This is a genomic window from Tumebacillus permanentifrigoris, assembly GCF_003148565.1.
Classification (GTDB): domain Bacteria; phylum Bacillota; class Bacilli; order Tumebacillales; family Tumebacillaceae; genus Tumebacillus; species Tumebacillus permanentifrigoris.
Genome location: NZ_QGGL01000003.1, coordinates 229,023 through 255,611, shown reverse-complemented (window position 1 = coordinate 255,611; position 26,589 = coordinate 229,023). Strand labels below are relative to the sequence as shown.

At 55.5% G+C, this 26,589-nt stretch carries 6 protein-coding genes and 1 pseudogene; all 7 read left to right on the top strand.

Annotated features, from left to right (window positions below):
* Positions 1 to 132: 132 nt before the first annotated feature.
* The 7 genes and pseudogenes from C7459_RS04975 to C7459_RS04945 all read left to right on the top strand — a co-directional run bounded on the left by C7459_RS04975 (position 133) and on the right by C7459_RS04945 (position 26,494).
* On the top strand, positions 133 to 1,722 hold the full coding sequence (locus tag C7459_RS04975) for a spore germination protein (protein ID WP_109686973.1): 1,590 nt from the start codon (positions 133 to 135) through the stop codon (positions 1,720 to 1,722).
* Positions 1,719 to 2,906: a Ger(x)C family spore germination protein gene (locus C7459_RS04970; protein ID WP_109686971.1), complete on the top strand. Its 1,188-nt coding sequence runs from the start codon at positions 1,719 to 1,721 to the stop codon at positions 2,904 to 2,906. The genes C7459_RS04975 and C7459_RS04970 overlap by 4 nt, the downstream gene beginning before the upstream one ends.
* The gene (locus C7459_RS04965; protein WP_109686969.1) at positions 2,903 to 3,127 is read left to right on the top strand and encodes a hypothetical protein; all 225 of its coding nucleotides are present in this window, start codon (positions 2,903 to 2,905) and stop codon (positions 3,125 to 3,127) included. Before C7459_RS04970 ends, C7459_RS04965 begins: the two co-directional genes overlap by 4 nt.
* 30 nt (positions 3,128 to 3,157) lie before the next feature.
* Complete coding sequence (locus C7459_RS04960) at positions 3,158 to 4,219, top strand: GerAB/ArcD/ProY family transporter (RefSeq protein WP_109686967.1); 1,062 nt, start codon at positions 3,158 to 3,160, stop codon at positions 4,217 to 4,219.
* An 87-nt stretch (positions 4,220 to 4,306) separates the two neighbouring features.
* Complete coding sequence (locus C7459_RS04955) at positions 4,307 to 5,128, top strand: dienelactone hydrolase family protein (RefSeq protein WP_109686964.1); 822 nt, start codon at positions 4,307 to 4,309, stop codon at positions 5,126 to 5,128.
* Between the two features lie 217 nt (positions 5,129 to 5,345).
* Positions 5,346 to 23,375: pseudogene (locus tag C7459_RS04950) on the top strand (non-ribosomal peptide synthase/polyketide synthase); the annotation flags it as partial.
* A 23-nt stretch (positions 23,376 to 23,398) separates the two neighbouring features.
* Complete coding sequence (locus C7459_RS04945; RefSeq protein WP_170119277.1) at positions 23,399 to 26,494, top strand: condensation domain-containing protein; 3,096 nt, start codon at positions 23,399 to 23,401, stop codon at positions 26,492 to 26,494.
* Positions 26,495 to 26,589 lie beyond the last annotated feature (95 nt).

Below are 26,589 nucleotides of genomic sequence, written 5' to 3'. Positions count from 1 at the left end.
GCATTTCACAACTTCTCACTTAATGTCATTCACTATAGTAGACGCACAAGGCAAAGTCAAGCCCATTTTGCATGATTTGACAAGAGGGTGGGAAAAATTCACGATGACTTCGCTGTAGAAGGGTGATGTGAGATGACCCGAAATCGTACTCGATTCAAAGCAGATACGAAGCAACCCGAGCCAAGCGGTACGCCGGAGCCAACGGAACGACCCGAGGACGAGGGAAATCAGCTCTCGAAGCAGCTACTACAGAACCGCGAAATGTTTCAAGAGGCGTTCAAAAATTGTTCGGACGTGGTGTTTCGCGAGATTCGCTTCGGGCAGGAGACCGCGTTGCTGGTGTTCATCGACGCGCTCGTCAACGCCAGCAACTTGCATGACAATGCCTTGCGCCCGCTCTTGCAGCAGTTGCGGGGGGAAACGGATGAGGTGACCGCGCTCGATCTAGAAGAACGCGTGATCACCCTCTCCCAAGTGTTGAAAATTCGCAAGCGACAAGAGTCGATCGACGCGGTGCTCGATGGCAATGCGATGCTCCTGCTCGATGGTTTGGACGATGCGCTGATCCTCAATGTCTCAGGCGGCACGCGGCGCGGTGTCGAAGAGCCGGTCACCGAAGCGTCCGTGCGTGGACCGCGCGAAGGCTTCACGGAGAGTATCGGCACCAATATCGGGCTCCTGCGTTTCAAGATCAAGTCCGAACACCTCAAGACCGTCTCCTTCTCGATCGGAGAGCACACCAAGACCCGCGTCTTGCTCTGCTACATGGACAATTTGGCAGACCCGGCGGTGATTGAAGAGGTCAGCAAGCGCTTGGATGGGATCGAGATCGATGGGGTGTTGGAGAGTGCGTACATTGAGGAATTCATTGAGGACGAGCCATATTCGCCGTTTCCACAGATGCAGTATACAGAGCGGCCCGACACGGTTGCCGCGCTTTTGCTGGAAGGTCGGTTTGCGATCTTCGTGGACGGGACGCCCTTTGTGCTGATGGCACCCATTTCGTTTTGGCAATTTTTTCAGGCGAGTGAGGACTATTACGAACGGTATTTTATTGCAAATTTGATCCGCTGGTTGCGCTATGCCTTCGTGTTTATCGCGCTCTACCTGCCCGCGCTGTACATCGCGATCACGACGTATCATCAGGATATGCTGCCAACCAGTTTGTTGCTCAGTGTTGCGACCGCCAGAGAGAGCATCCCATTTCCGGCGATTGTCGAGGCCCTGATCATGGAAACCGCATTTGAAGCGTTGCGCGAGGCGGGCATTCGCTTGCCGAAAACGGTCGGCCAAGCCGTCTCGATTCTCGGGGCGCTGGTCATCGGGCAGGCGGCGGTGCAAGCGGGGATCGTCTCCGCCCCGATGGTCATCATCGTCTCGATGACCGGGATCGCCTCGTTTACGATCCCACGCTTTAACGGTGCGATCGCCATCCGCATGCTGCGGTTCCCGATGATGGTGATGGCATCTGCGTTTGGCGTGTTTGGGATCGTGATCGGGACGCTGTTGTTGTCTGTCCACTTGTGTGGGTTGCGCTCGTTTGGCGTACCGTACCTATCAGGGATCGCGCCCTTGAAACTCAACGAACTGAAGGACATCCTCATCCGCGTCCCGTGGTGGAAATCCGTCCTGCGGCCCAGTTCCTACTCCAAAGCCAATCGCAAGCGGATGCGTGGATTGAAGCCGTCCCCTGAGAACCGGACAGGAGGGAATCGCGAGTGAAATGGAAATCCTTGTTGCTCGGCGGCCTGCTGATGGTGCCGGTCGTGCTGTCCGGCTGTTGGGATCGCCGTGAGATCAACGACGTTGCGTTTGTGCTCGCATCTGGATTTGACAAGGAAAAAGACCAATACCGCGTCTCCGTGCAAGTTCCGCTGCCCAGCCAGCTCGGGGGAATTGGCGGGAGTGGTGGTGGCGGAGGGACGTCAGGGGACAAATCGTGGTACGTGGAGTCGATGACGGGCAGCACGATTCGTGAGGCCAACGAGAAGCAGCAACGCTCGCTTTCTCGCCAACTCTATTTTGCGCATCGGCGCGTTCTGTTGATCGGCGATGAGGCGGCACGAGAAGGTGTCAAGGAGTATCTGGACATCCTCGCCCGCGTGCCGCAAAACCGACTGGGCACATTTGTGCTGATCACCAAAGGGGAGACGCGGGACGTGATGAACGCGGAGGAGAGCATCGAGCAGACCCCGGCGGAGATGATGCGCGAACTGGCGCAGAACACGATGCGCAAACCGCGCACGGCGAAGCATTTTATTGAAACGTTGCTCTCCGACGGGATCGATCCCTATGCGCCAGCCATCCAGGTGGTCAAGACCCAATCCGGCTCAGGGAAGGAAAAAACGACGATCAAAGTGATCGGGCTCGCCGTGTTCAGCAAAGGAAAGCTACAAGGCATCCTGAACCCAGAGGAATCGCAAGGGGCGTTGATCGCGATGAATCAAGCGGTGCAGCCGATGATCAATCTGCCCGCGCCTAAGGGAGAGGGGCAACTCTCGATCCTGCTCGGGGAAACGAATGTCAACATCAAACCCGCGCTCGAAGGCGACAAGATCAAGATGCGGATTGTGGTCAGGGGCAAAGGATCGCTGATCGAAAACACCTCCGCGTATGATGTGACGGCTGGCCATAACATGGAGGACACCGAGAAGCGATTGGACGAGTCGCTCAAACAGTCGCTCCAAAAAAGCATCGATATGTTGCGCATGAAATTACATGCCGATCCGATCGGCTTCGGGGACATCGTGTATCGCAAATTTCCTAACGAGTGGCAGACGATGAAAAAGGACTGGCAATCGCATTACGAAGTGATGCAAGTGGAAATCATCCCGGAGATTCACATCGTGCACACCGGAGCGATCACCCAGCCGTTTGGGTACAAGGAAGGGGATCTAAAGCAATGAGCACCTACATCCTAAAAGCGATGTTCGTGATCGCCTTGGTCTTGTTGTTGGAGTGGCGGGTTCTCAGACGAGAGTCGCGATCCACGCGGTGGTTGTATTTTTCCATGTTGGGGGTGAGCACTTGCATCTGGCTCTACCTCGGGATCGAGGACAAACCTGTGCGTCCATCAGTCTGGCTCGAACAGGTACTAAGCCCGCTTAGCATCAACAATCTCCGGTAGCCAGTTGCGGAAAAAAGGAGTGCAGAGATCATGGAACGTATCTCAGAGCGCCAAGCGATGTTGATTGGAGCGGGCATCATCTTCGACGCCACGTTGATCTCAATTCCCGCGCAATTGCTGGGTGTCGCGCACCAAGATGCATGGCTTACCTATCTCGTTGCGGGGGTCGCCGTCGCTGCTTCACTGTGGTTGTTGAGCAGAGTGGGCAGTCGCTTTGTAGAGGTCGACCTGTACGAGGCGTTGGTAACACGGTTCAAGTGGGTAGGTCGGATGGTCGTGTTGATGTACACGTTCTTCGTTTTTTTCCTCGTCTGCCGCGACTTGCGGATGGTGTCCGACTTTGTGAACATCCATTTGCTACAGAAAACGCCGCTCGTTGTCATCTCGATATTGGTGGTGTTAGTAGTGGTCTTTATCGCGCGAGGCGGAGTTGAGTTGCTGGCGCGGATGACTGAGTTGTACCTGCCCTTGCTGTTTTTCGTCGTGCTGATCCTGCCGTTGTTGCTGGGGAAGGAGTTTGAATTGCGGTATTACAAACCTATTTTTGAGCATGGGGTTGGGGACGTCCTCGAAGGAGGATGGTTGGCTGTCTCGTATGTGTCGGAGATCGCCTTGTTGCCATTTTTTCTAAGCCACAAAGTGTTTCGGTTGCGCACGGGCCTGTACGGGATGGGCATCGGGGTGTTTTTTCTCACGCTGTTGATCGCGCTGAACATCGTCACGCTCGGGCCGCACATCGCCAGCCGCTTCATGTACCCGAATATCGAGTTGATCCGCCAGATTCGCATCACCGACTTTCTCGACCGCTTCGACATCGCGATCGTCTCGATCTGGTTGCCGTCGATTATCACGAAGATTGGATATCTGCTCTACATCTGCTGCCACGGCATCAAGCGGGTGACGCCGGGAATGTCTGCGAAGCAGATCACAACGGCCGTCGGATTGGTAGCGTTGACGTGTTCGTTTTGGTTTTTTGAAAACTCGATTCAGTTGATCAAGGTCAATTACGTCTGGCCGGTCGTGGCGACGTTGTTTGCGTTTGTTCTTCCGCTCTTGATGTTCTTTTTCCTCAAGCCGAAACCAATGAGATGAGTGGGGAAGTTCACAGTTTCGTGGCTACACAGCACAGGAAATTTGTGGCATGCTTAGTGTAGAACTACTGTGAGGAGGCAACATACATTGACCGTACATACTGAATGGGTTCGCTTTGAACATGATGGACAGGAAGTTTCGCTGTACACTGCACGAATGGAGAATGCACAGACCCCGTTGCCCGTGGTGCTCGTGATTCAAGAGATCTGGGGCACAGATGAGCACATCCAGCATGTCACCCGCCGATTTGCAGAAGCTGGGTACCTCTCCGTCGCACCCGATCTCTTCCATGAGAATGGCAAGCGCAAATCAGGTCTGGAAGCAGAGCGCATCGAGGCGGCGAAAAAGTTCCTCGACTCAATTCCGCATTCGGCGTGGTTCAACAACGAGGAGCGCGAGGTGGAGCTCGCGAAACTGCCGGAGCCGACCCGCACGGAGCTGTCCGAGACGTTGACGGCACTGTTTGGCAGCATCAGCAACGGGCCGGTTTTTGTCGGAATCCTGAAAGCGACTGTGGAGTTCCTCAAGTCCTACGAACACAGCCGAGGTCAACATGTAGCCTCCATCGGCTTCTGCATGGGGGGCGCGCTCTCCGCCGTGCTGGCGGGGAGCCATCCAGACTTGGCCGGGGCGGTTGTGTTCTACGGTCGTCTGTCGGCTGATTATGTGGCGAACATCTCCTGTCCGGTCATCGGGTTCTTTGGCGAGCAGGATCCGGGCATCAACGGCATGATCCCGGACTTCGCCCAAGCGATGCAAGCGGCAGGCAAGGAGTTCGAGTACCAGATGTACAAGGGGGCATCGCACGCCTTCTTCAACGACACGCGTGTGTCGTACAACGTTGACGCGGCGCGCGATGCATTTGCACAGTCGTTGGAGTTTTTCCGGATGGTGTTGGTCCAAGAGTAAGCGTGAAAAAAGCCTTCTCCCGTCGCGGGGGAAGGCTTTTTTGTCGTTGGGGATGGGAATTCGTCGTCGTTGACCGAGCTAGAATAATGTGATAATTTAGAAAAACGAGTTGTTACTTTAACATCAGTTATGTTTATGGTTATTTTAAAAAATCTACGGTATGAATGAGAGATGCTGTACTGGAGGGGAAAAAATGAAAGACATGACTTGGCAACAAGAGGCGGCTACCCACACGGAGGCTTTGCTTACTTATTGGAAAAGCCTGTTCAGTGGAGACCTGTCTCCCTTGCAACTGCCTGTAGACCGTTCGCGCTCCACGAGCACGTCGGTTCCGTTCTCCGTGTACACTTGTACATGGCCCACACAGCTTGCAGAGCGCGTGCAGGTGCTCAGTCAGCAATTGGAAGTTGATCTTTTTACGTTGTTGCTGACCGCTTGTCAAACTTTGTTGTATCGCTATACAGGACAAATTGAATCTAGCATCGGCGCGTTGATGAGCCCACCTACGTCCGGGAAACCGCGAATCCTGGTACTCCCCACACAAGCGTCAGAGGAACAGTCGTTTCGCGAACTGGTAGCGGGTGTACATAAAAGCGTTTCCCAAGCCTATGTCTATCAAAATGCTTCCGTGGAATCGAGCTTGCTCACAGCTCGGGACACAGTCGGGCTTGATCTGGAAGTCCAGCTACCGGTGCTGTTTTCGGCACCTGTTGCAGGCGAGCGAGGACAGGAGCTCGGCTTTTCTGCCTCCGTGCTGGGTGCTGCAAGTCACGATCTGCTGGTGTCGGTCGTCGAGGCGGAGGAGAGTTTCGTCACTTCGTTGGCGTACCATCCCGACTTGTTTGAAGAGACCACGATCGAGAGGATGCTCGGACATTTTCAAACGCTGTTGGAATCGATCGTCATCGACCCAGACCGACCCTGCTACGCGTTACCGATGCTCTCCGACCCCGAACAACAGCAAGTGCTCGTCACGTGGAACCAAACGGCTACCGATTATCCAAGCGATGTGTCGATACAAGAGCTGTTCGAAGCACAAGTTCAACAAACGCCTGATGCCGTGGCTCTCGTGTTTGCAGACGAAGCGGTCACCTATCGCGAACTCAATCGACGTTCGAATCAATTGGCACATCATCTGCGAACACTCGGCGTAGGGCCCGAGGTGTTGGTGGGGCTCTGCGTGGAGCGTTCTGTTGAGATGGTGGTGGGGATGCTCGGGATCTTAAAAGCTGGCGGTGCGTATGTACCGTTGGATGCATCGCTACCTAAGGCACGATTGACTTTTATGATGGAAGACACAGGCTTGCAAATCATCGTCGCACTGCAACACCTGCTGGAAAAACTGCCCGTTCAGGCGACCACCGTCGTCTGTCTGCATGCAGATCAAGGAGTTCTCGCACAGGAAAGCGTCGAGAACCTCGTACCGAAGTCCTCTGCACAAGATCTTGCGTATGTGCTGTATACATCAGGATCGACAGGGAGACCCAAGGGTGTCTGCGTTCCACATCAAGCGGTGGCCCGGTTGGTGAAGGAGACGAACTATGTGCGCCTGTCCTCGGCGGAAGTGCTGTTGCAATTCGCGCCGATTTCCTTTGATGCCTCGATTTTTGAGATCTTTGGCAGTTTGTTCAACGGGGCGCAGTTGGTCCTCTATCCCCAGCAGATGCGTTCCTTGGAAGAGCTGGGTCAATTTATCCGCGAACATCGCGTGACAACCCTCTGGTTGACCGCAGGGCTTTTTCATCAAATGGTGGATGAACAGCTCGAGGATCTGCTCCATGTGCGGCAACTATTGGCGGGCGGAGATGTGCTTTCGGTGTCGCATGTCAAAAAAGTGTTGCAGCAGTTACCGAATTGTTCGGTCATCAACGGGTACGGGCCGACGGAGAGCACGACGTTTACCTGTTGTTACACGCTCGACAGTGTGGAGCAAATCAGTTCTACCGTGCCGATTGGACGACCGATTGCCAACACGAAGGTCTATGTGCTGGATCGGCATCTACAACCAGTACCGATCGGCGGAGTGGGCGAACTCTACATTGGTGGTGCGGGGCTGGCACGCGGGTATCTCAACAACCCCGAACTGACTCATGAAAAATTCATCGCCAATCCGTTTGGCGATCGTGATGAGCGTCTGTACCAAACCGGTGACTCCGTGCGGTACAGATCGGATGGCAACCTCGAATTCTGGGGGCGAATCGACCAGCAAGTGAAAATCCGTGGTTTTCGGATCGAATTAGGTGAGATCGAGAAAGTGCTGGGTCAGCATCCTGCGGTGCAGGAAGCGGTGGTGGTCGCACGCGAGTATGAGCAGGGCGACAAACGCTTGGTCGCCTACTTGGTACATGATCCGCAACCGACCAGCAGTGCCGAGCAAGAGGCGGAGCAGGAACTGAAACAGGAACAGACTTCCCAGTGGGAGATGGTGTTTGACACCACGTATACGCAAACGTCTGAGACGACTGTCGAGGACCCGACCTTCAATATCATCGGTTGGAACAGCAGTTATTCGGGCGATGCGATCCCGGCGGATGAGATGCGCGAGTGGCTGGGACATACGGTCGAGCGGATTCTGGCCTTGAAACCTACGCGCATGCTGGAGATCGGCTGTGGCACCGGGATGATCTTGCACCGTGTGGCCCCACACTGTGAGCGGTACGTGGGAGCCGATTTTTCACGTGAGGTCGTGAATCGACTGGGGCAGCAATTGGCGACGAGCGCACAGCCGCTTCCTCAAGTGGAGTTGCTGCATCGGGCCGCTGACAATTTCACCGGATTAGAACCGGCGTCATTTGATGGCTTGGTCGTCAACTCAGTTGTTCAGTATTTTCCGAATCTTGAGTATCTTGTAGAAGTTTTGCGCGGGGCGACAGAGGTTGTGGCAGCCGGCGGCTTTGTATTTGTCGGGGATGTACGCCATTTCCCGCTGTTGGGAGCGTTCCATACGGCTGTTGAACTGCATGATGTGCCACGGGCGATGTCGACGGACCAGTTGCACCAGAACATGCAAAAGGGCCTGTTTGAAGAGAATGAATTGGTGATCGATCCGGCCTTTTTCCTCGCGTTGCAACAGCAAGTGTCGAACATCAGTCATGTCGAAATCCTGCCCAAGCGCGGACAAGCACACAACGAATTGACTCAGTTCCGCTATGATGTGATCTTGCACATCGGAACTGAAGCTCCGATCCTGAGCGATGGAGGGGATTGGTTGGATTGGGAGCGCGAGCAGGTAACGCTCGCGAGTTTGCAACAGCGTCTCGTTGAAACCAACCCACAGGTGCTGAAGATCCGCCGCGTGACAAATGCACGCGTCCTGCCAGAAGTGACAGCTCTTGCCTGTTTGGAAAGCCCGGATCGGCCGCAACGCGTTGGCGAACTGCTGGACGTGCTGCAAGCGCTCCCACCAGACGCGGGCGTGAATCCCGAGGAGTTTTGGGTGCTAGGGGAGTCGTTGGGGTATGCGGTCGATGTCAGTTGGGCGCAAGGGGATGCGACCGGCTGTTACGATGTGGTGTTCCAACGATGCGCGGAACCTTCGCAACGGCGCTTGCCTGTGTTCGTTGAGCGGCTGGCTCCGCTACGCCCTTGGCATACCTATGCCAACAATCCGTTGCAAGCAAACTTTGCGCGTGTGTTGGTACCGAATTTGCGAACCTATATAAAAAACGTGCTGCCCGATTACATGATGCCGAGTGCGTTTGTGCTGCTGCCTGCGATTCCGTTGACGCACAATGGCAAGGTCGATCGACGAGCCTTGCCTAGCCCGAACCAGATTCGTTTTGAGCAAGAGGCGGAGTATATCGCACCACGCACACCGATCGAAGAATTGGTGGCGGGGATTTTTGCACAGGTGCTCGGGATTGAAAAAGTGGGCATCCATGACCACTTTTTCGAATTGGGCGGACATTCGCTACTCGCTACTCAAGTCATCTCCCGCATTCGTGAGGCGTTTCACATGGAGTTTCGACTGCACGATCTGTTCGAAGCCTCGACGGTCAGTTCCTTGGCCAAGCGCATCGAGACCGCTCGACTGCAGGACGTGTTTCAGGAGATCCCCCCGATTGTCCCTGTCGCGCGCGGGCAACACGTGCCGCTCTCGTTTGCCCAGCAACGCCTGTGGTTCTTAGAGCAGTTCTGGCCAGGCGTCCCTTCCTATAATATTCCGGTCGCACTACATGTCCAAGGGACGCTGCATGTCGCGAGATTGGAACAGAGTCTGCGCACGATCGTAGCTCGACATGAAGCGTTGCGCACCACGTTTAGGGATGTGGAGGGACAGCCTGTCCAAGTGATCGCTGAGCTTGCGAACTTGCCCTTCACGGTACACGACCTGACGACTGTGGGCGAGCAGGAGCGCATGGGTCAGGTGTTGCAGTTGGTGCAAGCAGAGGCTGGGCATGTGTTCGATCTGACACAGGAAGCACTGTTCCGCGTTCAGGTGGTACATCTGGGTCAGCAGGAGCATGTGTTGATCTTCAACATGCATCACATCGTCTCGGATGGATGGTCGATGGGGGTGTTTGCGAGCGAACTTGCGACCCTGTACGCAAGCGATGCATCGTCGCTTGACGAACTGCCGATTCAATATGCTGATTTTTCTGAGTGGCAACGGGAGTGGTTAGCAGGTGAGGTGCTGGAGACGCAGTTGTCTTATTGGAAGCAACAGTTGGGCGGCCCGCTTCCGGTCTTGCAGTTGCCAACCGATCGTCCGCGTCCTGCGGTTCCCGGATTCCGTGGCGCGGTGCATAAGTTTGTGCTGTCCAAGCGCTTGACGGACGATTTGAAAGCGTTGAGTCAGCGTGAAGGGGTCACGCTGTTTATGACCTTGTTGACCGCCTTCCAGACGCTGCTGTACCGCTACTCAGGACAACTTGACATCGTGGTCGGCTCACCGATTGCCAACCGAAATCGGCAGGAGATTGAGGGGCTGATCGGATTTTTCGTCAACACTTTGGTGCTGCGCACCGATTTTTCTGGGGAGCCTGCGTTCCAAGAGGTCTTGAAACGCGTGCGAACCGTAGCGCTCGACGCTTACGCTCATCAGGATCTTCCGTTTGAAAAACTGGTCGAAGAAGTGCAGCCTGAGCGCGACTTGAGTCATTCTCCGCTGTTTCAAGTGATGTTCCAACTGGTTCCGCCTGCGGAATTTGTCCTGTCAGGTTTGCGCATCGAAGCGATGGACGTACACAACGGGACATCGAAATTTGATCTGTACCTGCCGCTCTCCGAAGAGGCGGAGAGTCTGGTTGGCCGCTTGGAATACAACACGGAGTTGTTCGATGCGACTACGATCTCCCGCTTGGTTCGACATTTTCAGACGTTGCTTGAAGGCATCGTAGCCGACCCGGAGGTACCGATCCACGAATTGCCGCTCGTCAGCGAGGGGGAGTGGCACCAGTTGGTCGTGGAGTTGAACCAGACGGAGACCGACTATCCTAAGCAACGTACGGTCCCGGACCTGTTCGAAGCCCAAGCAGCAGCGACTCCCGATGCAGTTGCGTTGGAGTTCCTGGCACAGTCTCTCACGTATCGTGAATTGAACGAGCGCGCCAATCGGTTGGCGCACCACCTGCGTTCACGCGGCGTAGGAGCAGATGTGCTCGTCGGGTTGTGCTTGGAACGTTCTGTGGAAATGATCATCGCGATGCTCGGGATCTTGAAGGCTGGTGGCGCGTATGTGCCGTTGGACCCCTCCTATCCTGCGGAACGCTTGCTGTTTATGTTGGAAGATACAGACGTTGCGTTGCTGTTGACACAGGAACAGGTCGTGCAACAACTGCCTACTTCTGCGGTGGAGACAATCTGTGTGGACCGGGACGGTATCTCATTTGCCCACGAAAGCAGCGAAAATCCGGTACACACGGTCACACCCGATCATCTGGCCTATGTGAACTACACCTCCGGTTCGACCGGGAGGCCAAAAGGGGTCTGCATCCCACATCGTGGCGTGGTGCGCTTGGTAAAAGAGAGCGATTATGTGCAGTTCTCGGCAGATCTAGTGTTCCTGCAATACGCGACGATCTCATTTGATGCAGCCACGTTCGAGATCTGGGGCAGTTTGTTAAATGGTGGGCGTTTGATCCTCCCGCCCCCACACAAACTCACATTTGAGGAATTGGGCGAAGTTTTGCTCCAACACAAAGTCACGACGTTGTTTTTGACCACCTCGCTGTTTAACCAGTTGGTCGAGACGAATTTGGAGTGTATGGTGCATCTGAAAACCTTGCTGACAGGTGGCGAGGTGATGTCGCTTCCTCATGCCAGAGAAGCGTTGCTCCGCTTGCCCGATTGCCAGTTGTTCAACGTGTATGGCCCAACAGAGGGCACAACCTTCAGCACGTACTATCCGATTGCGTCGCTGCAACAGTTGGAATCGACCGTTCCGATTGGGCGACCGATTGCCAACACGAAGGTCTATGTGCTCGACGCTCATCTTCAACCCGTGCCGATCGGGGTGGCCGGTGAGTTGTACATCGGAGGCGATGGGGTAGCGCGGGGCTATCTCAATCAACCTGCTTTGACAGCAGAGCGGTTCCTACCAGATCCATTCAGCGCCCAAACGGGTGGATTGCTATACAAAACCGGGGATCTGGTTCGTTATCTGCCAGATGGCAATTTAGAGTTTCTGGGACGTACAGATGATCAAGTCAAAATTCGCGGATTCCGCATCGAGCTAGGTGAAATTGAGGCGGCGCTTGGACAACACCCGGAGTTGGAACAGGTCGTGGTGGTTGCCAGAGCGGATCGAACGGGTGACAAGCGATTGATCGCGTATGCCGTACCTGCTTTGGAGTGCCACCCGACGTCGAGCGATTTGCGATTGTTCTTGAATCAGCTCTTGCCCGCTTTTATGGTGCCGGCAAGTTATGTCCTTCTGGACGCATTCCCGTTGAGTCCGACCGGCAAAGTGGATCGTCGGTTGTTGCCAGAACCTGACGCGCTGCTGGCAGAGACCAGCGAGACGTTCGTAGCACCACGCACACCACAAGAAGCGGTGATCGCCAACATCTGGTCAGAACTGCTGGGCAGTAAACAGATCCATATCCACGATCATTTCTTCGAACTGGGTGGACATTCGCTGTTGGCGATGCAAGTCGTCAATCGAATTCGTAAACAACTGGGGCTGCAGATCGAGTTGCAAGATCTGTTCGCCGCTCCTACGGTGGAGAAGTTGGCGGAGATTGTAGCACAGCGGCTTGGGGTTGAACCTGAGGTCGAGGCGGTGCAGATTCCGCGCACGGCGGCGCAGGAGCACTATGCGTTGTCACATGCCCAAAAACGCTTGTGGTTCTTCTACAAGTTTGATCCCGGTGCGACGGTGTACCATGTACCGCTGAGCCTGATGCTTCATGAAAAACTGGATCAGAGCGCGATGGCTGCGGCACTGGAAGCGTTGGCGCAACGGCATGCGATCTTGCGCACCGTCTTCCTCGAAGTGGAAGGTGAGCCGCGTCAGCAAGTGTTGGATCGAAGTGATGTGGAGTTCGAGTATGAGGATTTGGTTGATCGGGGTGAGACGCAGCAGCGGGCGTATATCGAGGAGCGGACGCAAGCTTGCACGAAAATTCCGTTCGATCTGACCAAGGGTCCGCTGTGGCGCGTGCTTGCGTATCAATTGAGTGACGAGCAGACCTATGTCTACCTGAACATGCATCACATCATCACGGACGGTTGGAGCTACAACGTGATCTTGCGCGAACTGTTGGAGTTGTATCGAGCCCATCAGGAGCGTCGAGACGCGGCGCTTTTGCCATTGCCGATTCAGTATGTCGATTATGCACACTGGCAAGAGGAAGCAGGCGGTTATGATCCGACCGACGAGGCGTATTGGTTGCAGGCCTTGGCCAAGCCATTGCCGAGCTTGGAATTGCCGATCGATCGGGAGCGTCCGAAAACCCAGACGTTCAACGGCGCATCGCTACATGTAGCGGTGGCGGATTCTCTATATGAAGGCTTGCAACAGGTGGCCAAGCGCGAAGAAGTGTCGATGAACATGCTGTTGTTCGCGGCGTATGTGGCACTGCTGCGTCATCTGTCCCAGGAGGAGGACATCATCGTCGGGATGCCGGTTGCTGGGCGGACGATGGAAGTGCTGGAACCGCTGGTCGGTTTTTTTGCAAACACGTTGGCGATCCGCGTGCGGTTTGCTGATGACGTGCGCAGCTTGCAAGACTTGCTACATCTGGTAAAACAGCAGACGATGGCTGCGTACCAACATCAGAACTATCCGTTCGACCTGTTGGTGGAGAAACTCAATCCTGAGCGCGATCTGAGCCGTCCTCCGATCTTTTCGACGCTGTTTGGCTATCTAGAGGGTTTGAACGTTCAGGATGAAGGGGCAGAGTCATTATTTGGTGTGGATTTCCAATCGGAGACGAGCAAGTTTGATCTCTCGCTTTATGCAGGGGAGCGAAACGCTGGGCTGATGTTCAACTTCGAGTACAACACAGATCTGTACCACCAAGCGACGGTGGAGCGTTTTGGCGAACTGTTGATACAGGTGTTGGAGGCGTTCGCTGGCGACCTCCGTGTGCCGCTGGACGGTGTGCAATGGATCACCGAGGGAGATCGTGCTGTCTACGCGGCGATGAACGATACCGCTGTGGAATTTGATCTGGATCAATTGTTGCAGGACGCGTTCATCCAACAGGCAGAGGAGCATCCGGAGCGAATTGCGCTGATCTGTGAAGGTCAGTCGATCACGTATGGGGAGCTGCATGAGCGGTCGAACTCCCTCGCGAATTTCCTGCGTGCCCAAGGTGTCCAGCGCAACCAACTGGTTGGGATCATGATGGAGCGCAGTCTCGAACTGGTAGTCGGGATCTATGGGATATTAAAAGCGGGCGGTGCGTATGTGCCGATCGACCCGGAATATCCGACACAGCGTGTGCAGTACATGCTGACCAACTCAGGCGCACAGGTGCTCCTGTCCAAGCGATCTTACCAAGAACAGGTTGAGGGAATTGCAAGTGGTCTCGAACTGTCGACACTGCTGTACATGGATGCGACGGAGAGCAGTCAGGATGTGGGAGGCGCAAGGACTGCGACCTATGCGTGGGGCGACTTGCAGGCGTATAGCGTCGAAACGCCTGATGCCATCAATGAAGCGAGCGACCTTGCGTATGTGATTTACACATCAGGATCAACCGGGAAGCCGAAGGGCGTTGTGATCCGACACGCTGCCATCGTCAACCGACTGTTGTGGCATCAGTCTGTCTTTGCCGCGGTTCCTGAGGATTGCATGATTCAGCGCACGACCCATTGTTTTGATGATTCGATCGTCGAGCTGTTCTGGCCGTTGCGACATGGGGCGAGCATGCTGATCCTGCCGCGCGAAGTCTACACCAACCCGGAGCGGCTCTCCGAACAGATGATGCGCTATCAGGTGACCTACATGCAGTTCGTACCGGCGCTGTTCAGCCTGTTTGTCAACTACTTGCAAGGTCTTGGTGAGGCGGAGCGTCCACGTTTTGCGATGCGCAACTTCATCGTGTCTGGGGAAGCCTTGCCAAGCAAGCTGGTCAACCAATGGTTTGAGATGTATCCAACAGGTACGCGCATCGCGAATCTCTACGGTCCGACCGAGGCAGCGGTCGATGTGACCGCTTTTCTGATCGACAAACCGCTGGATGTGGTCACCATCGGCGGTCCGATTGCCAACACGCAATGTTATGTGGTCAACCGTGGCGGCCAGCTCTGCCCAGTCGGTGTGAAGGGCGAGTTGCTGGTCGGCGGTGTGCAGTTGGCAGAAGGGTATCTCAACCAACCGGAAAAAACAGCGGACGTATTTATCTCCAATCACTCGGTCGGCATGCCAGGAGAGCGCCTCTATCGAACGGGAGATCTGGCGCGCATCCTAGCAGGTGGCACGATTGAATACCTAGGACGGATCGACAACCAAGTCAAGGTCCGCGGCTTCCGCATTGAGCTGGGGGAGATCGAAGAGGTGTTCGCACAACACCCTGCTGTGGAGTTGGCCGCTGTGATCGTGAAGCAGGCAAGCGATGGCAACAACATGCTCGTCGGGTTCTACAAGTCGACCGGGGGCGAGTTGGATCAGGAAGAAGTGAAGGCGTTCATCGGACAACAGTTGGCGGCGTACATGGTGCCAACGCGGATTGTCTGGCTGTCCGACATGCCGTTGACGCCAAATGGCAAGCTCGACCGCAAGGCCTTGGAGCAGTTGGCGGGAGATGCATCCTTGGACACGACGCGCGACTTTGTGAATCCCTCTACGCCAACGGGTCAAGCCTTGGCAGAGATCTGGGCACAGGTGTTGAAGCGCGAAGCAATCTCTGCGAACGATAACTTCTTTGACCTGGGTGGGCATTCGCTGTTGGTGATCCAAGTGACGAACCGCATTCACAAGCAATGGAGTGTGACGGTCCAGTTAAAAGACATGTTCCTCCACGCGACAGTAGAGAGCTTGGCGAATCATGTGGATCAGCTGATGTACGCCGACCGATTGGAGCAGAGCGTACAGATTCCTCGCTTGCCAGAGCTAGAGCACTATGAAATGTCTCACGCTCAACAACGTCTGTACATCCTCTACAAGTTCCATCCGTCAAGTCAGGTGTACAACGTGCCGATCTTAAAATCCTATCGCGGTGCGCTTGATCTCTCGGCGTTCGAAGGAGCATGGCACGCGGTGGTGCAACGTCACGAGGCACTGCGTACTCTGTTTGTGGAAATTGAGGATGTGCCACGTCAGGTGGTGCGAGCCGAGATGAGCGTGCCGGTTGTCAGGCACGATCTGCGCGGTTGGGCGCAGGCCGAACAACAAGCGTTCCTGCGCTCGACCGTTGCGAGCAGTGAAGCGGTGCCCTTCGATCTGGAAACTGGCCCCCTCGTGCGGACGATTCTGTTCCAACTGAGCGACGAGGCGTATCAGTTGTACTTGAGCATGCACCACATCATCACAGATGGTTGGAGTCTGGATGTGCTGTTTAGCGACCTGAACTTGGCGTATGCAGCGCTGAAGCAAGGGCAGCAACCGGCGTGGAAACCGTTGCCCGTCCGCTATGTGGAATACGCAGCTTGGCAGAATCAGGAACTCATAGCAGGCAAGTGGGAGGCGCAGGAGCAATTCTGGGTCGAGACGATGGCGAAACCGTTGCCCGTGCTGAACTTGCCGACTGATTTCACCCGCCCAGAGGTGATGACCTTCCACGGGGAGATGATGCATGCAAACGTCCCTGTGGAACTGACCGAGCAACTTCGAGCCTTGGCGAAACAGCAAGAAGTCTCGATGTATCTGCTGCTGCTCACCGCCTACAAGATGCTGCTACACCTGATGTCAGCAGAGGAAGACATCATCGTGGGCACGTTGGCCGCGGGACGTACCGTCGAGGAATTGGAGCCGATGATCGGTTTCTTTGTCAACACGATGCCGATTCGCACGTCGTTTGCTGGCGTGGAGTCGCTCCACGACCTGTTGCAAGCGGTGAAAACACAATTCCTTCGTAGCTATGAGCACCAGGAGTACCCATTCGATCTGTTGGTTGAAAAAGTAAACCCTGAGCGTGACACCAGCCGCTCGCCCATTTTCTCGACGATGTTCATGTTTGAAACGCAGCAAAAAGCGGAGGTGGTGGAAGCGCCTCTGCATACGATTTCCAAGTTCGACCTATCCTTGGCAGTTTTGGATGGCTCGGATGGGCTGGTTTTGGAATTTGAGTACAACACGGATCTGTTCAAGCGGACGACCATCGAGCAGTTCCAGCAACGGTTGAACAAAGTGTTACAAGCGTTGACGACGCAGTTGTCCAAACCGTTTGCGGAGCTGGATCTGCTCTCTGACTCCGACCGCGCTCTGTATGCGCAATTGAATGAAACGCAACTGTCATTCCCAGATGGAGCGACGATTCAGGACCTGTTTTATGAACAAGCGGCGCTTCACCCAGAGCGCCCGGCGCTTTCTGATGAGCAAGGGATGCTCACCTATCAGGAACTGAATGAGCGCACAAATCAATTGGCGCGTGTCTTGCAGGAACTGGGGGTGGGGACGAATCAGTTTGTCGGCATCCTGATGGAGCGAACTCGTGAATCTGTGGTCGCGATGTTGGCGGTGCTCAAAGCAGGGGCGGCCTATGTGCCGATCGATCCGAATTATCCGGAAGAGCGTGTGCAGTACATGCTGGCAGACAGCGGGGCGAAGGTGGTGCTCACAGAGCAACATCTGCGCGTCCGGTTGGCAGCGGACACCGTGCGCGCGGTCTGCATCGAGGACATCTCAACCGCGATCGCCAAGGACAATCTCCCCCTCATCAACACGCCTGACGATCTCGCCTATGTGATCTACACCTCGGGTTCAACCGGTTGGCCAAAAGGAACGATGGTGGCCCATCGCGGCGTGATTAGTTTGGTCACGTGGATGCAAGCGACATTTGCGCCGGATGTGCGTGAATCGATGCTGCAATTCTCCTCCCACAGTTTCGACTTGTCGGTGTGGGAATTGTACACCTCGCTGTTGCTTGGCGCGCGGGTGCATGTGTTGTCGGAACGTCAACGTCTATCGGTCGAAGCGTTCGGTCAGGCCGTTCAGGAGCACCGTGCGACCCTCACCTTCCTACCTCCGGCGCTGTTCCATCAGTTCGGGTTGCACTTGCCTGATGATCTGAGTCCGTGGGAGACGATGAAATGCATGTTTGTCGCCGGGGAAGCGTTGCAGGCGGAGAGCGTGCGGATCTGGCAGGAGCATTTTGGTGAACAGATTGAGATCGTCAACGGGTATGGACCTACGGAGGCGACCGTGTTCACCACCTGCCTCCGCGTCAAGGAAGCGGTGAACAGCGCGTGGTCAACGGTGCCGATTGGCCGTCCGCTTGCAAACTTGGAGCTGTCCATTTTCAACGCCCATCTGCAATTGTGCCCGGTCAACGTACCTGGGGAGTTGTACATTGCAGGAGTTGGCTTGGCAAAAGGCTATCTGAACAAACCGGACAAGACCGCGGAAGCCTTCCTCACGCATCCGTTGAAGCCAGAGAATCGCGTGTACAAGACGGGAGACATCGTGCGCTTACTACCAAGTGGAGAGATCGAATTCATCGGTCGCCACGACTCGCAGGTGAAGGTGCGCGGCTATCGCATCGAGACCGGGGAAGTGGAAGAGCGCCTGTTGCAACACCCCGATGTACACATGGCGGCGGTCGTCGTGAAAAAGGACATCACAGGTCAAAACGAGTTGATCGCCTACTACACCGCACGCGAACAGCCGCTTGAGCCAGCCGATCTGCGCCGTGTGCTCGAACGCAAACTGCCAGCCTATATGGTGCCTGCGCAACTTCTCAAGCTTGAGGAGATGCCGCTTTTACCCAATGGCAAGGTCAACCGCAAACTGCTGACCGAACGCGCCGAGCAAGTGGGTTCAACCAGCACTCGCGAGTTCATCGCACCTGAGACCTCGACGGAGGAGCGCATCGCTTCCATCTGGGCGCACCTCTTTGCGCGAGATCAAGTCTCCCGCGACGATCATTTCTTCGAACTGGGCGGTCACTCGCTGATGGCGATCCAGTTTTTGAACCGCGTGCAAAAGGAACTGTCTGTTCGCTTGGAGATGAAGGATGTCTTCCTGTACCCGACGTTGGAAGCGATCGCGGCCCATGTTGACGCCTATGCTGTGGAGCCGACTGCGGTTTCTGCGCCGCTTGTTCGTCTGCCGGAGCAAGCCCATTATGAACTGTCACATGCACAGCAACGCATCTGGTTCCTGTATCAACTCGATCCGAGCAACCGGATGTATGATGTGATGACGATGATGGCACATCGCGGGCCGCTCGATCTGTTGAAGTTTGAAGCGGCATGGAAACAAGTTCTCCAGCGCCATGAAGCGTTGCGAACGGTGTTCCGCCAAGTGGAGAGCGAGCCGCGTCAGCACGTGCTCGACGAGATTCCACTCCCGCTCCAATATCGGGATGTGTGCGGGTTGGACCCTGCGACACAGGCTGAGTTTATCTCGATAAAAATCGAGCAATTCAACGCCCAACCGTTCGATCTCACAACCGGGCCGCTGCTCCGTTTGCTGTTGTTCAAATGTGGCGACGAATCCTATCAATTGTTCCTGAACATGCACCACATCGTCACGGATGGATGGAGTTTAGATGTGTTGTTCCGCGACTTGTCGCTGGCGTATGAAGCACAGTTGCAGGGAGCGGAGCCACGGTGGACACCGCTTGCTGTGCGCTACGTGGATTTTGCAGTCTGGCAACGGCAGGAACTGGCGAAGGGCACGTGGCAAGCACAGGAAGAGTTCTGGTTGCAACAACTTGCCAAGCCACTGCCGATCTTGGAACTGCCCACCGACTTCCCGCGCCCGCAGGTCATGACCTACAGCGGCTCGACGGAGGAAACCGCCCTCACCCTCGAACTGCTGGAACAATTGCGCGCCGTGGCGATGCGCGAAGATGTGTCCTTGTACCACCTGTTGCTGGCCGCCTATGTCATGCTGTTGCATCACCTGAGCGGGCAGGATGACCTGATCGTCGGAACCCCGGTGGCGGGGCGCATGAACGCAGAGTTGGAATCGATGGTCGGATTCTTCGTCAACATGCTGGCGATTCGGACACGACTCGAGGGTGTACATTCCCTGAGCGACCTGTTGCAGGAAGTGAAACAGCAGTTCTTGAGCGCCTACGAGCACCACGAGTATTCGTTTGACCTGTTGGTGGAAAAAGTCAACCCGACCCGCGACACCGGACGCACGCCGATCTACTCCACGATGTTCACGTTGCATGCAGAACAGGGAGCGGTGCAGGCAGAAGGCAACTTGCAGTTTACCAGCATGGAAGAGGCGCTTGCCTTCCAAACGGCCAAAGTCGATTGCTCGCTCATTGCCGTCGAACAAGCGAATGGATTGCGATTGGCCTTTGAGTACAACACCGATCTGTTCAAGCGGGAAAGCATCTTGCGTTTTGCCGCTTTGTACCAAGAAGTGTTGCAGGCGTTCGTCGAGCACTTGACAGCACCGCTTGCGGAGGTTGAGCTGTTGACGGCAGCAGACCAAGCCCTGTATGCGAGCTTCAATGACACCGCGGCTGACTACGATCTGGAGACGACGTTGGTTGATCGCTTCTATGACAGCGCACAGGCCCATCCGATGAGCATTGCGCTCTCCAGTGAACATGGACAGATGACCTACGCCGAACTAAACGAGCGATCCAATCAGATCGCGCATCTTTTGCTGGAACAGGGCTTGCGGACGGGTGAGTTTGTCGGCATCGTGATGGAGCGTTCGATGGAGACGGTGGTCGCTCTGCTAGGCGTGATGAAAGCAGGCGGCGCGTATGTACCGATCGACCCTGACTACCCGGAAGAGCGTATCCGCTACATGATCGCCGATAGCGGTGCCCCGTATCTGTTGACCAAGGCCGTGTATGCAGAAAAACTGCACGCGTTCTTGGAGGCAGACGGTGGACAGAGCCAAGTGCGTGGAGTGCTATACGTGGAATCGGCAACTGAGGTCGTCAACCGCCACGATGTGCGAATTGGCATTCGTCCAGACGATCTGGCGTACATGATCTACACATCGGGTTCCACTGGACAACCGAAGGGAGCCATGCTTGCACATCGCGGTGTGGTCAATCTCGTGGCGTGGGCCGGTGATCGTTATCAGATCGGAACTGACGATGTGGTACTGGAATTCGCGTCATTTAGCTTCGACGTGTCCGTTTGGGATACATTCGTACCGCTGTTGCTCGGGGGGCGTTGCCATCTGCTTTCACAGGCGGAACGTCTGTCTGTCGAAGAATTTGCACAGGCCGTTGAGCGCACCGGTGCGACCGCTGTGGCGATGCCAACGGTGTTCTTCAAGCAACTGGCGACGAATCTATCCAAGGAAGGCTATGCCAAGATGAAGTCCCTGCGCAACATGTTCGTGGCAGGTGAAGTGTTCGCAGGCGAGGTATTGCGTCTCTGGCAGCGTCGCTTCGGGCTGGATGTCTGTATTAGCAACGCCTGTGGGCCGACCGAATGTACCGTTTATCTCTCGTCCTACGATGCAAAAACACCGTTCCCAGAGGAGCGAGTCGTCGTCCCCGTCGGGACTCCTGTTGCGAACTACAGGCTGTATGTGCTCAACAAGCACCGTACACGCTGCCCGATCAACGTGATCGGTGAGCTGTATGTGGAGACGGTGGCGTTGACGAAGGGTTATCTAGGCAAGCCGGACAAAACGGCAGAGGCTCTCTCTCCCCATCCGCTGGTCACGACCAGCGAGCCGAGATTCAGCGATCACTTGTACAAGACGGGCGACTTAGCGCGTCTGCTACCAGATGGCAATCTGGAGATTCTGGGACGCCGAGACAACCAAGTCAAAGTCCGTGGCTATCGCATCGAGGTCGGGGAAGTGGAAGCGGCGATCCTCCGTCATCCACAGGTGGAAGTCGCGTCGGTCATCGTCCAAACTGCTTCCGATGGCAGCAACGAATTACAGGGCTTCTACACCTCGACCGATGAACTGCCGCCAGAGGAACTCAAGTCGTTCCTCGGCCGACTACTGCCAATCTGGATGGTGCCTGCTAGCCTGACCGCGCTGATCCAGATGCCGCTGTCGCCAACGGGCAAGGTCGACCGCATCGCCTTGTCACAAGGGCAAGCCATTTCGGTGGAACCCAAAACGCCGAGCCAACTGAGTGCGCTGTCCACGCGCACGGCATCCAAGCGTGCGACGGGTACGAGCGATCTCCAGCAGCAGATCTTGGGGATCTGGGCAGATGTGTTGGAGCGAGATCCAGCCAATCTTCACATCGACGATAATTTCTTCGACATTGGAGGTCACTCCTTGCTGTTGATGAAGGTGCAGGCTGAGTTGCAGAGCCGACTGGACATTTCCATGAAAATCCTCGATCTGTTGAAATACACGACGGTGCGCCAACTTGCGGATGTGTTCGAAAAGCCGATTACTGGGCAGCAGGGTCTGGGTCCAAAAGAAGCGTTCGACGAACCTGTAAGGCAAGTAGGAAATGAAGCGATTGCGATCATCGGGATCGGCTTGCGCTTCCCAGGTTCCAAGACTCCCTATGAGTTCTGGCGCCACCTGCGAGATGGCGAAGAGTTGATCCGCGACATCACGCTTGAAGAGGTGCAAGGCGTGTGGGATCATCTCGATCCAGAAGCACGGGAGCGTCTGGTGTTGCGAGAAGGATATCTGGATGACATCGATCAGTTTGACCCGGAGTTTTTCCAGATGAGTCAAAAAGAGGCGAGCTACATGGACCCGCAACAGCGCCTGTTCTTGCTCTGCGCATGGGAAGCGATTGAGAATGCAGGGTATCGTGTCAGCGACATCCGTTCGCAGGCCTCCGTCTATGCGGGTGTCTCCGATACGCAGTATCTTTCGGAAGTCTTGGGAATGGGGGACGGCGCATCCGATGAGTTCCAGAGCGACTTGCTCACCAACAAGAAATTCGTCGCGACGCGACTCTCCTATAAATTGAACTTGCAAGGTGAGAGCTTGGTCGTCGATACGGCGTGTTCGACCTCGTTGGTCGCCGTGCATATGGCTTGTCAGAGCTTGTTGACGGGACAGAGTGACTATGCCATCGCCGGCGGGATCTCTGTGCAGACTCCACAAAAATCTGGCTATGTCTATGAGGCTGGTTTTATCGCATCGCCGGATGGCTATTGCCGTGCCTTTGACGAATCGGCGAATGGGACTGTGTTTGGCAATGGGGTTGGGACGGTGTTGCTGAAGCGCCTTTCTGACGCTGTGCGTGACGGTGACCCGATCTACGCGGTGATCAAAGGGTCGGCAATCAACAATGACGGGAATGCCAAGATCGGCTACACGGCTCCAAGTCAAAAGGGGCAGGCAGACGTCATTCGCAAGGCACAGCGCAACGCAGGCGTCGATCCGGCTTCGATCACCTATGTGGAAGCGCACGGAACGGGTACCCATCTCGGAGATCCAATCGAAGTGGCTGCGTTGAAAGAGGTGTTCGGTGAACAGCAGGAACAAGGCTATTGCGCGCTCGGATCGGTGAAAACCAACATCGGGCACACCGATGCAGCGGCTGGTGTGGCGGGCCTGATCAAAGTGGCACTTTGCATGAAATACGGTGAATTGGTGCCCAGCTTGCACTTCAACAAGCCAAACCCGGAGTGCGGATTGGAAGACAGTCCCTTCTATGTCAATACAGAACACAAGCCTTGGACACAGGAAAAAGGTTTGCGCCGGGCAGGGATTAGTGCATTTGGCATCGGGGGAACGAACGCGCACGTGATTCTTGAAGAAGCTCCCCATAAAAAATGATTCCCCCACAGGAGGTAGGTAGCGTGAGCATAGATGGCATCGAGCGTTCGCATCACCTGATCACCCTGTCGGCGCGAAGTCAACAGGCCGTGTGTCAAGCTATGGAAAAGTTAAAGCATCATCTAGACGAGGAACCCGATCAGAACTTGGGGGACCTCGCGTATACGCTGCACGTAGGTCGGGAGGAGTTCGACCATCGGATCACGGTGGTCGCAAAAAGCCATGAGGAACTCAAGCAACTTTGCGAACAAGTGGAGGCCGAAGGTGTACCGGATGTCGGGACGACGGGGGCTGTTGCGTATCGGAAACGCAGCAGTGCCCCGCCAAAAGTCGCATTTCTGTTCAGCGGTCAAGGTTCGCAGTACATTGGGATGGGCCAAACCCTGTATGAAAGTTCGTCCGTTTTTCGCGAGGTGTGTGACGCGTGTTTTGAGTTGGTCAACCCGTACTACCCGATCCCGTTCCAAGAGTACATGTTCAATCCGCAGTACAGTTTGGAATTGAATCATTTGAATATCAGCTCCACCGCAATGTTTGTGATCGAGTATGCACTGGCTCGGTTGTGGATGTCTTGGGGGGTCACGCCCGACTACGTGATCGGACATAGTCTAGGGGAGTATGTGGCCGCTTGTGTAGCGGGCGGCCTCTCCCTGCACGATGCGTTGCTGACCGTGGTCAAGCGCGGGGCTCTGATGCAGGAAGGAACGGAGAGCGGGGCCTTGCTCGCGGTGAATGGAACGTGGGAGATGGTGCAGAGCTACTTGGCTCCTTTTGGCGAGGATGTCTCGGTGGCGACAGTTAACGGCCCGCAACATTATGTCATCGCCGGTCGACGTGAAGCCGTGGAGCGGTTGGATGCCCGCTTGGAAGCAGACGGGGTGGTACACCGTCTGCTCCCGCTCTCCACTGCGTCTCATTCGGTGTTGATGGAGCCGATTCTGGGCGAGTATCGCGAATTTATGGAGCAACAGATCGCATTTTCCCCGATCCAAATTCCGCTCGTCTCCAACTTGACGGGGGAAGTCGTGGAAGGTCGAGACTTGGATGCACCGTATTGGTGTCGCCATCTGCGTGACACCGTGCAATTTGCGGCAGGGATTCAAACCTTGCTGGATCTGGGAATCGACACGTTTTTGGAGATCGGACCTCATCCGATGCTGACGTCGTTCGTCGAATCGATGCCGCTCTCCGCAGAACAAGTGGCGATCTCATCGCTCAACCGCAAAGAGCCGCCGTGGAAAACGATGCAAGAAAGCCTAGCTCAACTCTGGCTGGCAGGGGCTACCATCGATTGGCAAGCGTTCGATCGCGAGTGGAAGCGCAAGCGAGTCCACGCTCCGACCTATGCATTCGACCTCAGATCGTGCTGGGTCGACCACCAACCTGCGCGACAGGCGCAACACGAGACGAAACCGTGGGGGTCAACAGGGACTGACCGCGATGCAACGGGGGTTGCCGTGGCAGAGTCCAAGCGTGTCGCTGTGGTGCGTTCGCCTGAAGAATGGGTGCGGGCGATCTGGCGCGAGGTGCTCGGCTTGCAAGAGATCGCGCCTGATGACAACTTCCTGTATCTTGGCGGCGATTCCTTGAACCTGATCCAAGTGCAGTCCCGACTCAACAGGGCGTTACAACTGCGTCTCAACTTGCGAGACCTCTATCGAAACACGAGTTTTGCCGACTTAGTAGCACTGCTCCAAGCCAAGCTCGACGAAACTGCGTGCGAACTCGCGCCGGAATCGTTGCGTTTGGACGAGCAGATCGATCTCGTCGGTGAGGTCCCGCTGTCGCACATTCAGCAGTGGTTGTTCGTATCGAGCAGAATGGACCCCGAATATTTCTTCATGCCAGTCTGTCTGGAGACGAGCAAATCGCTACAGCCCGAATGGTTGCAGCAGGCGTTGCAGATCCTGCACGATCATCACGACATGTTGCGGGCGACTTACAAGCGTGTGGCGGGGGGCGTCCAGCAGATCCTCCTCGCTCCCGAAGCGGTCGAAGTGGAACTGCTTCTCTACGACCTGACAGACTTGGCGGGTCAACAGGAGCAGGAAGCAGCCTTCCAGCGTCTGGAAGTCGAATTGGCGGAGAGCATCACTTTTGAAAAAGGACTGATGAACCGCGCTGCGTTGGTCAAGATGGACGATGATCGGCATCGGATTCTCTGGGTCGTTTCACATCTCTACACCGACAACGTAAGCAGCCACATCCTTCCGCAAGACTTGATCGCCGTGTACGAGCAGTTGGAGCAAGGCGAGGAAGCAGCCCAGATCACCTTGGGAGAAAAAAGTGCTTCCTACAAGCAATGGGTGGAGATGTGTCGCTCCTTCATCAATTCCGAACGGGGTGCAGACGTGTTCAGCTATTGGGAACCGTTGCTCCAAAAAGCGACAGAGACGCGCATGGAGCTCGGGTGCGCGAACGAACCAAACGCCCTCGCGAACCTGAAGTCGCGCTCGTGGAAGGTCGATGCCAAGCGAACGGCCATTTTGCGCCAAAACGTCCCGGAGCAGTTTGGCACCTCGATCAAGGAAGTGTTGACCGCGCTCGTTGCACACAGCTTATCCAACTGGTTGGGGCAGGAGCAGATCTGTTTTGCGATCAATGGTCACGGACGAGATGTGCTGGCGGAGGACCAAGCCTTAGACTTGAGTCGGACGGTTGGGTACTTCATCAACACGTACCCGTGTTACGAACAGGTTGCGGACAGCCAAAGCATTTCGCAAACCATACAGCAGATGCAGGAGCGCCTGCACAGGATGCCACATGGAGGAGCTTCTTTTCACATGTTGCGCTATCTGAGCGACGATCCACAGATTCGCGAAGCGATGCAGCACTATGAAGATCCTGAGGTGCTGTTGAACTACCACGGTGAGTTGCTCGACCTGACGAGCACGACGAGCGAGTGGCGAGAATTTGAGCCGAGCAATCTGGAACAGCCGATGGACCACGAGTCGCAATACAAGTTGATCGTCTCCGGCTATATCCAAGGTGGCGAATTGATCGTACATTTCACCTATCTAGAGTCTCAGCTATCCGACACCAGCATCGAGCGCTTGGAACAACTGTTTGATGAACAGGTGCAGAACTTGATCAAAAGCAGTGAAGGCATGCTGACGTAAACCTACAACCCCCCTACACGATGCGCCTGCCGCTTCGTACAGGGGGGTTGTTTTTTCCCTTGAGGTCTGGAATGATTGTTGATTTTGGGAATAAG

Bases quoted from the DNA above. Each gene is read 5' to 3' on its own strand.
- C7459_RS04960 (WP_109686967.1), top strand. From the start codon at position 3,158: ATGGAACGTATCTCAGAGCGCCAAGCGATGTTGATTGGAGCGGGCATC.
- C7459_RS04975 (WP_109686973.1), top strand. From the start codon at position 133: ATGACCCGAAATCGTACTCGATTCAAAGCAGATACGAAGCAACCCGAG.
- C7459_RS04965 (WP_109686969.1), top strand. From the start codon at position 2,903: ATGAGCACCTACATCCTAAAAGCGATGTTCGTGATCGCCTTGGTCTTG.